14 protein-coding genes are annotated in these 14,991 nt (G+C 63.8%); 8 read left to right on the top strand and 6 right to left on the bottom strand.

Translation table 11 applies throughout. The features are described from left to right. Nucleotides 1–820: rod shape-determining protein (locus ACH2DG_RS12510; protein ID WP_395026490.1), on the bottom strand; the 820-nt coding region annotated here is incomplete at its 3' end. A 212-nt stretch (nt 821–1,032) separates the two neighbouring features. Between ACH2DG_RS12510 and gatC the strand changes: the two genes are divergently transcribed. The 4 genes from gatC to ACH2DG_RS12490 all read left to right on the top strand — a co-directional run bounded on the left by gatC (nt 1,033) and on the right by ACH2DG_RS12490 (nt 6,373). Then, complete coding sequence (gatC, locus tag ACH2DG_RS12505; RefSeq protein WP_395026489.1) at nt 1,033–1,332, top strand: Asp-tRNA(Asn)/Glu-tRNA(Gln) amidotransferase subunit GatC; 300 nt, start codon at nt 1,033–1,035, stop codon at nt 1,330–1,332. 152 nt (nt 1,333–1,484) lie between these two features. Further along, nucleotides 1,485–2,969: an Asp-tRNA(Asn)/Glu-tRNA(Gln) amidotransferase subunit GatA gene (gene gatA, locus ACH2DG_RS12500; RefSeq protein ID WP_395026487.1), complete on the top strand. Its 1,485-nt coding sequence runs from the start codon at nt 1,485–1,487 to the stop codon at nt 2,967–2,969. 20 nt (nt 2,970–2,989) lie between these two features. After that, nucleotides 2,990–4,444, top strand: a complete 1,455-nt coding sequence (gatB, locus tag ACH2DG_RS12495; protein ID WP_395026486.1) for an Asp-tRNA(Asn)/Glu-tRNA(Gln) amidotransferase subunit GatB — start codon at nt 2,990–2,992, stop codon at nt 4,442–4,444. 516 nt (nt 4,445–4,960) lie between these two features. Further along, the gene (locus tag ACH2DG_RS12490; protein WP_395026484.1) at nt 4,961–6,373 is read left to right on the top strand and encodes a GntP family permease; all 1,413 of its coding nucleotides are present in this window, start codon (nt 4,961–4,963) and stop codon (nt 6,371–6,373) included. A 179-nt stretch (nt 6,374–6,552) separates the two neighbouring features. Here ACH2DG_RS12490 and ACH2DG_RS12485 read toward each other — a convergent pair whose 3' ends face one another. Both ACH2DG_RS12485 and ACH2DG_RS12480 read right to left on the bottom strand, forming a co-directional pair. Continuing rightward, the gene (locus ACH2DG_RS12485; protein ID WP_224151060.1) at nt 6,553–6,708 is read right to left on the bottom strand and encodes a hypothetical protein; all 156 of its coding nucleotides are present in this window, start codon (nt 6,706–6,708) and stop codon (nt 6,553–6,555) included. 34 nt (nt 6,709–6,742) lie between these two features. Beyond that, nucleotides 6,743–6,910, bottom strand: coding sequence for a transcription initiation factor TFIID subunit D10 (locus ACH2DG_RS12480; RefSeq protein ID WP_395026482.1), 168 nt, complete (start codon nt 6,908–6,910; stop codon nt 6,743–6,745). A gap of 305 nt (nt 6,911–7,215) precedes the next feature. Here ACH2DG_RS12480 and ACH2DG_RS12475 point away from each other — a divergent pair, with 305 nt between their 5' ends. Then, on the top strand, nt 7,216–8,091 hold the full coding sequence (locus tag ACH2DG_RS12475; protein ID WP_395026480.1) for an alpha/beta hydrolase: 876 nt from the start codon (nt 7,216–7,218) through the stop codon (nt 8,089–8,091). A 37-nt stretch (nt 8,092–8,128) separates the two neighbouring features. Here ACH2DG_RS12475 and ACH2DG_RS12470 read toward each other — a convergent pair whose 3' ends face one another. Both ACH2DG_RS12470 and ACH2DG_RS12465 read right to left on the bottom strand, forming a co-directional pair. Beyond that, nucleotides 8,129–9,310 (bottom strand): hypothetical protein, encoded by a 1,182-nt coding sequence (locus ACH2DG_RS12470; protein ID WP_395026478.1) that lies wholly within the window; start codon nt 9,308–9,310, stop codon nt 8,129–8,131. Continuing rightward, on the bottom strand, nt 9,307–10,653 hold the full coding sequence (locus tag ACH2DG_RS12465) for a hypothetical protein (RefSeq protein WP_395026477.1): 1,347 nt from the start codon (nt 10,651–10,653) through the stop codon (nt 9,307–9,309). The genes ACH2DG_RS12470 and ACH2DG_RS12465 overlap by 4 nt, the downstream gene beginning before the upstream one ends. Nucleotides 10,654–10,855: 202 nt before the next feature. Between ACH2DG_RS12465 and ACH2DG_RS12460 the strand changes: the two genes are divergently transcribed. Both ACH2DG_RS12460 and ACH2DG_RS12455 read left to right on the top strand, forming a co-directional pair. Then, a complete protein-coding gene (locus ACH2DG_RS12460) occupies nt 10,856–11,302 on the top strand; it encodes a PaaI family thioesterase (RefSeq protein ID WP_395026476.1) in 447 nt (148 codons plus the stop codon). A gap of 355 nt (nt 11,303–11,657) precedes the next feature. Then, on the top strand, nt 11,658–12,209 hold the full coding sequence (locus tag ACH2DG_RS12455) for a nitroreductase family protein (RefSeq protein WP_395026475.1): 552 nt from the start codon (nt 11,658–11,660) through the stop codon (nt 12,207–12,209). Between the two features lie 65 nt (nt 12,210–12,274). On the opposite strand, the gene serA is transcribed toward ACH2DG_RS12455, so the two are convergent. Continuing rightward, on the bottom strand, nt 12,275–13,504 hold the full coding sequence (serA, locus tag ACH2DG_RS12450; protein ID WP_395026473.1) for a phosphoglycerate dehydrogenase: 1,230 nt from the start codon (nt 13,502–13,504) through the stop codon (nt 12,275–12,277). Between the two features lie 314 nt (nt 13,505–13,818). Between serA and ACH2DG_RS12445 the strand changes: the two genes are divergently transcribed. Next, nucleotides 13,819–14,949 carry an alkene reductase gene (locus ACH2DG_RS12445; protein WP_395026471.1) on the top strand — a complete coding sequence of 377 codons (1,131 nt, stop codon included), beginning with the start codon at nt 13,819–13,821 and terminating at the stop codon, nt 14,947–14,949. The last annotated feature ends 42 nt before the right edge of the window (nt 14,950–14,991 follow it).

The following is a 14,991-nucleotide window of genomic DNA, read 5'->3' as shown; positions in this document are numbered from 1 at the left end:
TCTTCACCGCGGAGACGATCTGGTTGAGCGGCTCGGTCAGGGCTTCCAGCACTTCATTGGAGCTGATGGTGAAGCTGCGCGGCACGCCTTCGGAGAGGTTGCGGCCCTTGACTTCGATCTCGCGCACTTCGCTGCCGGGGAAGGCAGAGCCGATGCTCTTCTTGATCAGCTCGGCCGTAGGCTCGCCAATCATCATGCCGTAGTTGCGGCGGATGTAGTTGATGATGGCTTCGTCGAACTTGTCGCCGCCCACGCGCACACTGCCCTTGTAGACCATGCCGCCCAGCGAGATCACGCCCACCTCGGTCGTGCCGCCGCCAATGTCAACCACCATCGAGCCCGAGGCTTCGGACACCGGCAGGCCCGCGCCAATACCGGCGGCCATCGGCTCTTCGATCAACTCTACCTGGGTAGCACCGGCCTTGAGGGCCGCGTCCTTGATCGCGCGGCGCTCCACCTGGGTCGAGCCGCAGGGCACGCAGATGATGATGCGCGGGCTGGGCGACAGCAGGGTGCGGGGGTGCACCATCTTGATGAACTGCTTGATCATCTGCTCGGTGATCAGGAAGTCGGCGATCACGCCGTCCTTCATCGGGCGGATGGCTTCGATGTTGCCGGGCACCTTGCCCAGCATGGCCTTGGCCTCGCGGCCCACGGCCTGGATCACCTTGCGGCCATGCGTGCCGCCTTCGTGGCGGATGGCGACCACCGAGGGCTCATCAAGCACAATGCCCTTGTCGCGCGCAAAAATCAGGGTGTTGGCCGTGCCCAGGTCAATGGCCAGGTCGGTGGAAAAATAGCGACGGAACGCTCCGAACATGCAAGATTCCTCTAGGGCATGGGCAGCGCTTCGGCCTTCCATCGCCCGTCATTGGGGTGTGGTGAGATGACTGATGGGGTTTTGATGCGCAATGACCGACGTTGCAGTGATATTGCGTCAAAGACGGGATAATACCGCATCCCCTGTGAATAACTTACAGGGCAACGCTTTCCAGCGCCGTTTTTTTACGACTGGTTTACATACAAAGATCTATGGCACTGACAAAAGATGACATTGCCCGCATCGCCAACCTGGCGCGGCTCGAATTATCAGACTCCGAGAGTGAGCGCATGCTCTCGCAGATGAATAACTTTTTTGGCATTGTGGAGAAGATGCAGGCTGTGGATACCACCGGCGTCACGCCACTGTCGCACCCTGTGGCGGCCATCGAGGAAATCACGCTGCGACTGCGTGATGACGTGGTGAGCGAGCCCGACAACCGCGAGGCCAACCAGAAGAGCGCTCCAGCCGTGGAAAAGGGCTACTTCCTGGTGCCCCGGGTCATCGAGTAATTCACAGCATTTTCAGGTTTCGGCCTTTTTCGGCCACAGCGCATACCAGGCAAGCGCGATCAGCTATCACTGATATAGCATCGCACCTTTACCACAGGCAGCGCCCCGCCTTATCACCCAGATCGAGAGATCGCTCTGAACGCGAGATTTGCATGAGCACTCCTACCCAATTGCACGACCTACACGACCTGAGCGTGGCCCAGTTGGCCGCCAAGCTCAAAAGCCGCGAAGTGTCCTCCGTCGAGGCCGCCCAGCACTTTCTGGCCCGCGCCAAGGACCACGAGAGCCTGGGCGCCTTTGTCCATATCAACGAAGAAGTGACCCTGGCCCAGGCCCGCGCTGCCGATGCCGCGATTGCTGCAGGCACCTCCGGCAAGCTGGCTGGCGTGCCCATTGGCCACAAGGACCTGTTCGTCACCAAGGACTTCCCCACCACGGCGGGCAGCAAAATGCTCACCGGCTACCAGTCGCCGTTTGATGCCACCATGGTCACCCGGCTGGCGGGCGCAGGCGCCGTCACGCTGGGCAAGCTGAACATGGACGAGTTCGCCATGGGCTCGGCCAACGAAAACTCCGCCATCGGCAAGGTGAGCAACCCCTGGGATGTGTCCCGCGTGCCCGGCGGCTCGTCGGGCGGCTCGGCCGCCGCTGTGGCTGCGCGCCTGGCACCGGCTGCCACCGGCACCGATACTGGCGGCTCCATCCGCCAGCCCGCGTCGTTCTGCGGCATCACCGGCATCAAGCCCACCTATGGCCGCGCCAGCCGCTACGGCATGATCGCCTTTGCGTCGAGCCTCGACCAGGCTGGCCCCATGGCCCGCACCGCCGAAGACTGCGCCATCCTGCTGAGCGAGATGTGCGGCCCCGATCTGGACCGCGACTCCACCAGCCTGGACCGCCCCGCAGAAGACTTCACCCGCAGCCTGGGCGACAAGCTGGACGGCCTGCGCATCGGCATTCCGGCCGAATTCTTTGGCGACGGCCTGTCGGACGACGTGCGCGCTGCCGTGGACAGCGCCCTCAAGGAATACGAAAAGCTCGGCGCCAGGCTCGTGCCCATCAGCCTGCCGCGCACCGAGCTGTCGATCCCCGTGTACTACATCATCGCCCCGGCCGAAGCCTCGTCCAACCTCAGCCGCTTTGACGGCGTGAAGTTCGGCCACCGCGCCAAGGACTACACCGACCTGGTCGACATGTACAAGAAGACCCGCGCCGAAGGCTTTGGCGACGAAGTCAAGCGCCGCATCATGACCGGCGCCTACGTGCTCTCGCACGGCTACTACGATGCCTACTACCTGCAGGCGCAGAAGATCCGCCGCATGATTGCGGACGACTTCCAGGCCGCCTTCAAGGACTGCGACCTGATCGCCGGGCCTGCCGCACCCACCGTGGCCTGGGCCCTGGGCGGCAAGAGTGACCCGCTTGCCAACTACCTGGCCGACATCTACACCCTGCCCGCGTCGCTCGCCGGGCTGCCGGGCCTCTCGGTACCCGCCGGGTTTGGCGAAGGCGGCATGCCCGTGGGCCTGCAGCTCATCGGCAACTACTACGGCGAGGCCAAGCTCCTGAACGCCGCGCACCAGCTGCAACAAGCCACCGACCACCACCTGCGCCAGCCCGCTGGCCTTGCAAAGTAACGCAGGGAGGAACACAGAACATGACCGAAACAACCGTCAAGCTCATCAACGGCTACGAAGTAGTGATTGGCTTTGAAACCCACACCCAGCTCGCTGCCAACAGCAAAATCTTCAGCCGCGCCAGCACCGCCTTCGGCGCCGAGCCTAACACCCAGGCCTGCGCCGTGGACCTGGCCCTGCCCGGCACCCTGCCGGTGATGAACAAGAAGGCCGTCGAGTGCGCGATCAAGCTCGGCCTGGCGCTGGGCAGCACCATTGCGCCCGTCAGCATCTTTGCGCGCAAGAACTACTTCTACCCCGACCTGCCCAAGGGCTACCAGATCTCGCAGTTCGAGATTCCGGTGGTGCAAGGCGGTGAAGTGAGCTTCTTCGTTGGCGACACCAAGAAGACCGTGCGCCTGGTGCGCGCCCACCTCGAAGAAGACGCGGGCAAATCCGTGCATGACGAATTCATTGGCCAGTCGGGCATCGACCTCAACCGCGCCGGCACGCCGCTGCTGGAAATCGTGACCGAGCCCGACATCCGCAGCACCGAAGAAGCCGTGGCCTACGCCAAGGAACTGCACAAGATCGTCACCTGGATCGGCATCTGCGACGGCAACATGCAGGAAGGCAGCTTCCGCTGCGACGCCAACGTCTCCGTGCGCAAGCCCGGGGCGCCGCTGGGCACGCGCCGCGAGATCAAGAACCTGAACTCGTTCCGCAACATGCAGATCGCCATCGACTACGAAATCCGCTGGCAGATCGAAGAAATCGAAGACGGCCGCGCCATCCAGCAGGCCACCGTGCTCTTCAACCCCGACACGGGCGAGACCCGCGCCATGCGCACCAAGGAAGACGCAGCCGACTACCGCTACTTCCCCGATCCCGACCTGCCGCCACTCGTCATCGCAGACAGCTGGGTGCAGGCCGTGAAGGCCGATATGCCCGAGCTGCCCCGCCAGCGCGCCGACCGCTTTGTGGCCGACTACAGCCTGCCCGAGTACGACGCCACCACCCTGACCCAAAGCCAGGCCATGGCCGACTACTTTGAAGCCGCCGCCAAAGCCAGCGGCCAGCCCAAGCTGGCCAGCAACTGGGTCATGGGCGAGATCTCGCGCCGCCTGAACATGGAAGAGATCGGCATGGACCAGGTCAAGGTCAGCGCCGAGCAATTGGGCACGCTCATCGCACGCATCCACGGCAACGTCATCAGCAACAACTCTGCCAAGCAGGTGTTCGAGGCACTATGGACCGGCGAAGGCACGGATGTCGACGCCATCATCGACGCCAAGGACCTCAAGCAATCGAACGACACCGGCGCGCTCGAAGCCATCATCGACGAGGTGATCGCCGCCAACCCGGCCAACGTGGAGCAATACAAGGCCGGCAAGGACAAGGCGTTCAACGCCCTGGTGGGTCAGGTGATGAAGGCCTCCAAGGGGAAGGCAAACCCGGGGCAGGTCAATGAGTTGCTGAAGGCGAAGCTGGCGTAACAACTTTCCGTCATACCTCATAAATTCAGCCTCCGCAAGGAGGCTTTTTTAATGATTCGCGCGCCCGTCCCTCTGTTGCATGACGACCAGCCGCCAACGTAGTTCCACGGACTGGACGGCGGCGGCCCCTTCCGTTATGGTGGCGGCGGCTTTCATCATGGTTGCATACCAAACCATAACAATGCGCGCTGCAGGCATCCATGTATGCAGCAAGCGCCCCATGTGATGAGCCATTCCATCCCGCACCGGGATGTATGCAGCTTTCTGCACGAAGAAGCTGTTCCGAGACGGCGCCCCGCGCGCCAGTCTGTCGTTCATTCCCCCTAGGGAGCCTCTGCAAAACCCTCGCCAGATGGGATGGACGCGGATCGGGATGAGGCGCAAGGCGTCTTTTGAAGGCAATAGCCGTAGCTATTGCCGAGGAAGACAACGCAGCGGATCGCCCGAGACCGCGTTCAGGCCACGGCAGGGAGTTTTGCAGAGGTTCCCTAGTGTGGTGTTTTTGCGGAGAGTGTGTTGAGTACCTTAGCTATTGTTTTATCCCTTGCGCTGCTGATGTATCTGGCCTACCGGGGCTATACGGTTTTGCTCCTGGCCCCGGTGATGGCGGCGCTGGCGGCCATTCTGTCTGGCGATGTGAGCCAGATGCTGCCCATCTATACCGAGACGTTCATGCGGGCGCTGGGCAATTACATGCTGGCGTTCTTCCCGATCTTTCTGCTCGGGGCGCTGTTTGGCCAGTTGATGGCCGATTCGGGTGCCGCCACGGCGATTGCCAAGTGGATTGAGCGCACCCTGGGCTCGAAGCACGCCATTTTGACGGTGGTGCTGGCCTGCGGCATCCTGACCTATGGCGGGGTGTCGCTGTTCGTGGTGGCGTTTGCGATCTATCCGATTGCCAAGACGCTGTTCCGCGATGCCGACATTCCCAAGCGCCTGGTTGCCCCGGCGATTGCGCTGGGCTCGTTCACCTTCACGATGACGGCGCTGCCGGGCACGCCTGCGATCCAGAACGCGATCCCGATCGCCTACTTTGGCACCAACACCTTTGCAGCGCCCGGCCTGGGGCTGATTGGCGCAGCCATCATGTTCAGCCTGGGCATTGCGTGGCTGCGCTCGCGTGAGAAGGCGGCCCGCGCCAGCGGCGAAGGCTATGGCGACCATGACGACAGCGACACCGGCCCGCGCGGCCAGGTGGGCGAGGCCGATATGAGCGGCGATGCGAGCCGCACCATGCCCTTGCTGCTGGCCCTGCTGCCGCTGGTGCTGGTGATCGGGATCAATGCGCTGTTCACGTATGGCGTTTTCCCCGGCATGGACTGGAGCTTTCTCAAGCAGCGCTTTCCAGCCATGGATGCCAGCAAGCAGACCGGCATGTGGGCGCTGATCATTGCGCTGGCAGTGGCCTGCGTGACCTTGATCCTCATCAGCCTGGGCCGCTGGGCCAATCTGCAGCAGACCATCAACAAGGGCGTTCTGGGCTCGATGCTGCCGATTTTCAATACCGCGTCGGAAGTGGGCTACGGTGCGGTGATCGCCAGCCTGGCAGGCTTTGCCATCATCCGCGACGCGGTGCTGAATGTGTCAAGCAACCCGCTGATCTCCGAAGCAGTGGCGATGAATGTGCTGGCCGGTATCACTGGCTCGTCATCGGGCGGCATGTCGATTGCCCTGCAGACCCTGGGCGCCGACTACCTGCGCATGGCCAACGCTGCGGGCATCAGCCCTGATCTGCTGCACCGCGTGGCGGTGATGTCGGCTGGCGTGTTCGACACGCTGCCGCACTGCGGCGCCATCATCACCTTGCTGTCGATCTGCAAGCTGACGCACAAGCAGTCCTACGGCAACATCGCGGCAATGACGATTGTGGTGCCGCTGATTGCACTGTCGGTGGTGATCGCGCTGGGCACCATGTTCGGTTCGTTCTGAAACCCTCGCCCCAAAAGCGAAAACCGCAAAGGCGCAGACACGCAAAGGCCGCTATGTCCCAGGGGTGTAGCGGTTTTTTTATTCAACTTTTGGTTGAAATCCGGCCTGGCTTCGTATGCCGGAATCGCCAAAAAGGCCCGCGTTTGCGGGCCAAGGGAGCACTCAGAAGTGGCAGGGCATCAATGCATCTGCGTGTTGTCCGGCGTCTTGGGCTCCGACCCAAGTTGACGATGGTTGCATTTGCTTTGCTGCTGGCTGTACTTCTTCTCTCGCAATGGTTGCCCCAACTGCAAGGGCCAGGGCGTTGGGTTCGGAATGGCAGTGTGCTGTTTCATGGCGCGCTCCTGCAATCCGGACCAGCGCTGGCGGCTAGCGTTGCTGCTGCTGCCGGTCTTGCTGGCCAGGCTGCTTTTGCTGCGGCGATTGCTGCTCGTGTTGCTGGTCCTTCTTCTGACCGGGCTGCTGGCCGGGTTGCTGGCCCGGCTGCTGGTTCACCTGGTTGCTGCCGGGTTGCTGCTGGTGGCTTTGCTGTGTCATGGCGATAACTCCTTCAGTGGTACTGGCGAGGCCCCGTGCCTGCCATGGGTTCATGGTCGCCCCTCATGCACGCCCTGGCTGTAGGAGATGCCAGACGCCGTGCATCAAGACGTGAATCAGGACACGTTTTGCAAGCGCCGCTACCTGTCAGCGCACATTTGCTTGCGTCTGGTGACAATAGGCCTGGGCACACCCATTTCAGTGTTTTTGGCCTCTACCGCTTACCCATCAAGCGCAATACGCTATTAAATTAAAAGCACGCAAGCCCAGACTGCGGGGTTACCGCCATCCGCTATAAACATGCCATGACCAATCTGTTTGCCAAAGTGGCGCTGTGGGGCCTGGCGGTGATCGCCGTGGTGTATGCGGCGATGTGCGTGGTGATGTTCTTTCAGCAGCGCAGGCTGATGTATTTTCCGCAGATGACGCGGGTGGAGGCGGCGCACACCAATTTCTCGCTGCAGCAGGCGGGCGTGACCCTGCGCGGCTGGCAAAACCACCCGGAGACAGGGTCAACGGCCAGAACGGACACCGCAGGCGCGCCGGGCCCCGCGGCGGCGGCGGCTCCTGCACGCGACGCAGTCATCTACCTGGGCGGCAATGCCGAGCGGGTGGAGCAGGCGGTGCCGCTGCTGCGCCAGTGGCTGCCGGCGCACAGCGTCTACGCCCTCGCCTACCGCGGCTATGGCGCGAGCGACGGCACGCCCACGGGCGCCGACCTGGAGCGCGATGCCATTGCCTTGTTTGACGCCGTGCAGCAGCGCCACCCGCAGGGCCGCATCACCGTGGTGGGCCGCAGCCTGGGCACCGGTGTGGCAGCCGCCGTGGCCGCGCAGCGCCAGCCCGCACGCCTGGTGCTGATCACGCCGTTTGACAGCATGATTGCCACGGTGCGCGACCACTATGGCTGGCTGCCCGTGGGCCTGCTGCTGCGCGACCACTACCCCTCGGCCGAGCGGCTGCAACACTATGGGGGCCCGGTGCTCGTACTGCGCGCAGGGCGCGACGCACTGGTGCTGCCTGCCCGCACCGACGCGCTGGAGCAGGCGCTGGCCGCCCGCCAGGGGCCTGCGGCAGAGGTCGAGAACTATGCGGTGGCCGACCACATCAATATTCTGCAGGCGCCAGGCCTTGCGGCGCGCCTGCGCAGCTTTGTGGAAGGCGTACCCGCGCAGCATTGACGCGCATCAAACCTGCGCGCACCACGCTGACCACCTGCTAGAACTGCCCGCGCTTTTGCGGCTGGAAGTCAAAAAGCGTATTGCCTGCGTTGTCGATCACCAGGGCCGGCAGGTTCTGCGTGGTGACGAGGTAGAAGCCGCCCTTCCAGGGCTGCGCCATCAGGTAGTAACCATCGGACAGTAACTGCGGCATGGCACGCGTCGACTGGCTCCAGACCAGCTGCAGGCTGCGCACGTCCACCATCTGCAGCACCACCTCTGCGGGCGTGGTGGGCGTGGCCTCGTAGCGCATCAGCACCCGGTCGGCGTTGCGCGCCAGCACTTCGCCGCTGAACTGCACCGGCACGCTGGCTACCTGCGCAATGTCGGTGACACCGGCCTCCTGCAGGCTTTGGCGTGCCACCACAAAACCGTCGCTCACGGCCTGGTAGCGCCTGGGCGCGGCGCGCACCACCGCGTCAGAGGTGGAATGCACGGTCAGCAGCGGCAATTGCTGGAACTCATTCTCACTGAGCTTCTGACGGTAGTGCACCAGGGTGCTGGGCAGGCCATAGCGGGCCACATCGGTTCTGAAGTCGGCGTAGTCGATCCGCTCCACGGTATTTCGGTACTGGCCCCAGGGGCGCTGGAGCAGGCGCTGCTGCTGCTCGCCCCAGGGATAGATTTCGCCCGTGCGCCAGTACACGGCGTAGCGGTCGCCTGTGTTGCTGGTGATGTCGAGCAGGTCGGGTTCGCGCTGGCCACCAAAGGCCATCTTGGCCACACCGGTGGCCAGTTGCCCGGCAAAACGCTGGCTCAGCGCGGCGTTCATGGGCTCGAACAGGCTGCGCTCGCCGTTCCACAGCCACCAGTCACGGCCATTGAGCACCAGGGCGATCTGGCCATCGGCCTGCACCCGCATCTGCGCGGACTTGGCGTAGGCATCACGCGGCAGGGTCACCCGCTGGGGCTCACCGATCAACTGCCGCGCCTGCAGGTCGTTGTGCAGGATCTGGAACACATCCTCACGCTCGGTGCTGTGCTTCATCACCCGCAGCATGCGCAGGCTGCCGTCGTCGGCCTGGTAGACCGCAGAGGCCTCGACGTCGCCCAGCGGCAGCTCCTTCGACTGCCCCGACTGTCGCAGCGCCTGCAGCCATGTCAGCCCGTAGGGCAGCACAAAAAACAGCAGCACGAGGGCGCCCGCCATCTGGTAGAGGGGTGGGATGCGCTTGATCATCGGGCAGTTTTGGCCGGAGGGCTGAAATCGTGCACGGTCTGGCCGTCGTCGCCGATCAGCAGCGCGGGCTGCTGCAGGTCGTTGAAGAGCAGAAAACCGCCATTGACGGCCTGACCCGCCACATAGAGGCCGCCTTCGCGGCTGCCCAGTTGCGGCAACTGCTCGACCGTGCGGCTCCACACCACCTGGGCCGTGGCCTTGTCCAGCAGCTGGATGACCCGGCCCTCCTGGCGCACAGGCGTCGGCGTATAGGTCAGCAGCACGCGGCTGGTGTTTTCAGCCAGGATATCGGCGTGAAAACGGGGTATCGCTGGCTGCACCACATCGATGCGCAGCAGGCCCCGCTCCTTGACTGCATAGGAGCGCGTCGAAAACCCGTCGCCCACGGCCACAAGGTAGCGCAATGACTCGCGCACTTCCTGGCTGTCGGCGGGCAGCAGGTCGAAGTAGTCAAAGTAGATTGGCTGGCCGGGCTCGTAGCGCCACCAGGATCGCACCAGCAGCGCCCGGTCCTCCTCTCCGGTCGGGCGTGGCAGCCGCTCGTAGCGGTAGTAGGGGATGCGCTCGCTGTAGCTGGCCTGGGCCTTTTGGTACAGGCTGCTGCTTTCTGCGGCAGGCACGATCTGGCCCAGCAGCCAGTACACCAGGTATTTGCTGCCCGTGCTGCTGGTCACTTCCAGGCTGTCGGGCCGGTCGCGGCGCTGGATGGCAACGCCCACCACGCCCGCACCCAGTTGCGGGCCAAAACGCTCGCCCAGCTGGGGCAGCAGATCGACAAAGCGCAGGGTGGCGGGGTCCAGCCGCCACAAGCCGCGCTCCTGCAGCGAGAGGTACAGCTGCCCGTCCGAGAAGAACCGCAGCACGGCGCGGCCGGAGCCGCTCGCCCAGTGCATGGAAAAGCGCTGCGGCTCGGCCAGTGGCTTGCCGCTGACCATGTCGCTGATCACCGCCCGGTAGACCGTCTGGTCCTGCTCGCGGTTCTCGAACAGCTGCACCAGCAGGCGCTGGCCATTGCGCTCCACGATGGTGGCGCCCTCACTGCGCCCCAAGGCCTGGCGCCGCTCGTAAGGCTCCATATCGCTTTTGAAAAACTGCTGCACATGCGGCACCAGCCATGGCAACACCATCAGCACCACGAGCAGTGGCAGCAACCACCACATATGGCTTTGCAGCCGTGCCAGGCCAGGCGCCGGGCTGTGCATGCGCACCTGCGGCAGGCCCTGCCCATGGTCCACGCTGAACTGCGCGCCACACTGCAGGCAGGCAAAGGCATTGCGTGGCCCGGCGCTGCGGCAATCTGCAGCGCCGCAGCGCGGGCAATAAGGGGACGACCAGGGTGACATATCGGAAATTCAGCAAACCGGAACTGGCGCACAGCTTAACGGCTGCGCCCGCCTGTATGGGATGCCTCGGTATTTTTGTACAGGCACCGCACTCTACCTTGCAGGCAGCTAGCGCCTGCGCGTCAGCTGCGGAGTGCAACCAGCAGTGCCAGCCGCTACCATCGGCCCCAGCACCTGTTCAAAGCGCCTGCGCCCCACCCCCATGCACGACCCGACTGCCAGCCCGGCCACCATCCCGCCCTATACCGCCAGCGAGCCCGCAGACACCATTTTTGGCCTGCCCATGGCCATGGCCGAGTCCTTCCGGCTCCAGGGCGAAGCCATTGGAAACGACCGCGCCCGCGTGCGCATGCCCTACCAGAAGCAGTACACCAACAGCCGGGGCGACATGCACGGCGGCGCCATTGCCACCTTGCTGGATGTGGGCCTGTCGTGCGCGGCGCGGGCCCACGATCCGCTGCGCTACGGCGTGGTCACGGTCGACCTGACCATTCACTTCATGGCACCAGCGGCGGGCGATGTGCTCTGCACCTCGGTCTGCGAAAAGCGCGGCAGAAGCCTGAGCTTTGTACGTGGAGAGTTGAGAAGCGAAGCGGGTGAGCTGCTGGGCATGGCCACTGGCACTTTCAAGCTGGTGGAGCGCAAATAGCCGGTGGCTAAGAACGTGTTTACGATCTCTACGCAGCCGCGTTGGAGTGCAATCGGGATGAGTTCGAAGCGCTGGGCCGCAGCTTGCACCGGGGTGCAAGCAAGGGCGAGCGCGCAGAAATCGCCCGATTTCACTCCAACCCGTTGGGACAGTGGGTTTGCGGGCGGTCTGCGTCGTTGCAAATCCTCGCAATAGCATGGCTATTGCTGCGGTATTGCGTCTCGCATCCCATCCCGCAAAGCCACGGTCGCGGCGCGAGGAGATCGTAAACACGTTCTAAAAGGGCTGCCCGCAAAAGGGCGCCTCAGATATGGCATGCTGGCGGCCTGTTTGCTTACCCGACAACCTATCGACCATGACCACCCGTCAACCCACCCACCCTGTTGCCTCCCAGTTTCTGGACCGCTCGTCGCCCCGCGCCTTTTCCGGCAGGAAGCTGACGGCCCAGGACATCGAAACCATTGTTGAAGGCGCGCGCTGGGCGCCCTCGGCCAGCAACAAGCAGCCCTGGCACTTTGCCTACTCGATCAACGGCGATGCCAATTGGGAGGCGTTTTCCACCATCCCCAACGAGTTCAACCGCCGCTGGTGCCTGAACGCAGGGGCCCTGCTGGTGGTGCTGTCCGACAAGCAATCGGCCACGCACAGCTTTGATACCGGCTGCGCCTGGGGTTACCTGGCGCTGCAGGCGCACGCCATGGGCCTGGCCACGCACGCCATGGCCGGCATCGAGCTCGATGCTGCCCGTCAAGTGTTGCAGCTGGACGACAACTGGAAGGTCGAGTGCCTGGTGGCCATTGGCGAGCGCGGCGACAAGTCCAGCCTGCCTGCCGATCTGGCCGAGCGCGAAGTGCCCTCGCCCCGCAAGCCGCTGTCTGAAATTCTGAGCGCCGGCCCCCTGGCCTGATCGCCCCGCACGCTGCAGCGCACAAAAAAGGCTCCTTGCGGAGCCTTTTTCATGGGTGGGCCGCATCAGAACAGCACGCGGCAGCGGATGGTGCCCGCAATCTGCGAGAGCTTCTCCAGCGCCAGCTTCGAGGACTGCGCGTCGATGTCGATCACCACGTAACCCACCTTCTCGTCGGTGCGCAGGTACTGGCCCGCAATGTTGATGCCGTTGTCGGCAAACACCTGGTTGATGGCCGACAGAATGCCGGGGCGGTTTTCGTGCACGTGCAGGATGCGGTTGTTGCCGGGGTGCTCGGGCAGCGCCACTTCGGGAAAGTTGACGGCCGACGTCGTGGTGCCGTTGTCGCTGTACTTGACGAGCTTTTCCGCCACCTCCAGGCCGATGTTGGCTTGCGCTTCCATGGTGGAGCCGCCGATGTGCGGTGTGAGGATGACGTTGTCCATGCCACGCAGCGGCGACTGGAACTCGTCCTTGTTGCTCTTGGGCTCGGTGGGGAACACATCGATCGCTGCGCCCAGCAGCTGGCCCGCCTGCAGCGCCTCGGCCAGCGCCTCGATATCGACCACCGTGCCGCGCGAGGCATTGATGAGGATGCTGCCCGGCTTCATCGCCGCGATCTGGGCCACGCCCATCATGCCGTGGGTGGACGGGAGCTCCGGCACATGCAGGGTCACGATATCGGCCTGGCCCAGCAGCTCGTTCAGGTTGGCGGCCTGCTGGGCATTGCCCAGCGGCAGCTTGGTGACCACGTCATGGAAGACCACCTTCATGCCCAGGCCTTCGGCCAGTACCGACAGCTGCGTGCCGATGGAGCCGTAACCCACGATGCCCAGCGTCTTGCCCCGGATCTCGAAAGAGTTGTCGGCGCTCTTCTTCCAGCCGCCACGGTGGGCAACGGCGTTCTTCTCCGGAATGCCGCGCAGCAGCAGGATGGCCTCGGCCAGCACCAGTTCGGCCACGGAGCGCGTGTTGGAGAACGGTGCGTTGAACACCACCACACCGCGCTCGCGGGCGGCGCTCAGGTCCACCTGGTTGGTGCCGATACAAAAGCACCCCACGGCCACGAGCTTCTGGGCGGCGGCAAACACATCGGCGGTGAGCTGCGTGCGCGAGCGGATGCCGACGAAATGCACGTCGGCGATCTTGCGCTTGAGTTCTTCGCCGTCCAGCGCCCCCGTCAGCGCTTCCACATTGGTGTAGCCCGCCGCCTGCAGCACCTTGAGGGCCGAGGGGTGGATGCCTTCGAGCAGCAAAAACTTGATCTTCGATTTGTCCAGCGATGTCTTGGTCATGGATGCGCGCTTCCTGTTTCACAAATAGCCTTTTGATGATGGCGCAGAAGCTTTGCCATTACGGCTTATCGGGTTGAGATGGCACAACCCAGGCCCATGCGCGCAGGTCCGCCAAGAAGGTGGCCATGCAAGGAAAAAATGTAAAAAAACGCCATCCATGCCCATATTCACTGCAGATTGAGCTATCAATTAGTGAGTTGATACGTTAAACCTTTCGCTGCACAGGCCAATCCTGCATGGTAAAAAAATGCCATTCGCAAACCGGAGAACGTGCCAACGTTCACAGCGTTCTCCACGCAGCTAAGGAGTTCTGCATGACCCAATCCCACGCCCACAGCCTGTTTGATGCCATCCAGGTCGGGGATATGCAACTGGCCAACCGCATCGCCATGGCGCCGCTCACGCGCAACCGCTCTCCCAACGCCGTGCCCCGGCCCATGACAGCCACCTACTACGCCCAGCGCGCTACGGCGGGCCTGCTCATCACCGAGGCGACGGCCATCAGCCACCAGGGCCAGGGCTATTCCGATGTGCCGGGGCTGTATGGTGAAGACCAGATCGAAGGCTGGGCCCGGGTGACGGACGCCGTGCACGCGGCTGGCGGCAAGATCGTCTGCCAGCTGTGGCATGTGGGCCGCGTGTCGCACAACAGCCTGCAGCCGGGCAACCAGCCGCCGGTGGCGCCTTCGGCCATCGTGGCCAAGACCAAGACCTACCTGATCGACCACGCCACGGGCCAGGGCCAGTTCGTGCCCACGTCCGTGCCGCGCGCGCTCGATGCCGCAGAACTGCCCGGGATCGTGCACAGCTATGCCGTCGCTGCCCGCAACGCGGTGCAATCGGCTGGCTTTGACGGCGTAGAAATCCATGCCGCCAATGGTTACCTGCTCGACCAGTTCCTGAAGACCGGCGCCAATGCACGCACCGACGACTACGGCGGCTCCATCGAAAACCGTTGCCGCCTGACGCTGGAGGTGGTGCGCGCCGTGGTCGATGCCGTCGGCAGGGGCAAGGTCGGCATCCGCCTCTCGCCCGTCACCCCTGCCAACGGTATTGAAGACAGCGATCCGCAGTCGCTGTTCGAATACCTGGTGCGCCAGCTCGCGCCGCTGGGGCTGGCGTATATCCATGTGATCGAGGGCGCCACCGGCGGCCCGCGCGAAGTGGAAGGCCGCCCGTTCGACTATGTGGATTTCAAGGCAGCCTACCGCCAGGCTGGTGGCAAGGCAGCGTGGATGGTGAACAACAGCTACACCCGCGCCATGGCCCAGGAGGTGGTGGCCAGCCAGGAGGCCGACATGGTGGCCTTTGGCAAGGCCTTCATTGCCAACCCCGATCTGGTGGATCGCCTGCGCAAGCAGGCCGCGCTCAACGAGGGCGACACCAGCACCTACTACGGCGGTGGCGAAAAGGGCTACACCGACTACCCGACCCTGGCGGGCTGACCCACCGCCCCTCGCGATCATCGGTGATCACCGGTGACCGCG

This window comes from Comamonas odontotermitis (assembly GCF_040396735.1).
Lineage (GTDB): Bacteria > Pseudomonadota > Gammaproteobacteria > Burkholderiales > Burkholderiaceae_C > Comamonas > Comamonas odontotermitis_C.
The sequence above is the reverse complement of the archived record's forward strand: the minus strand, read 5'-3'. Positions and strand labels throughout refer to the sequence as shown.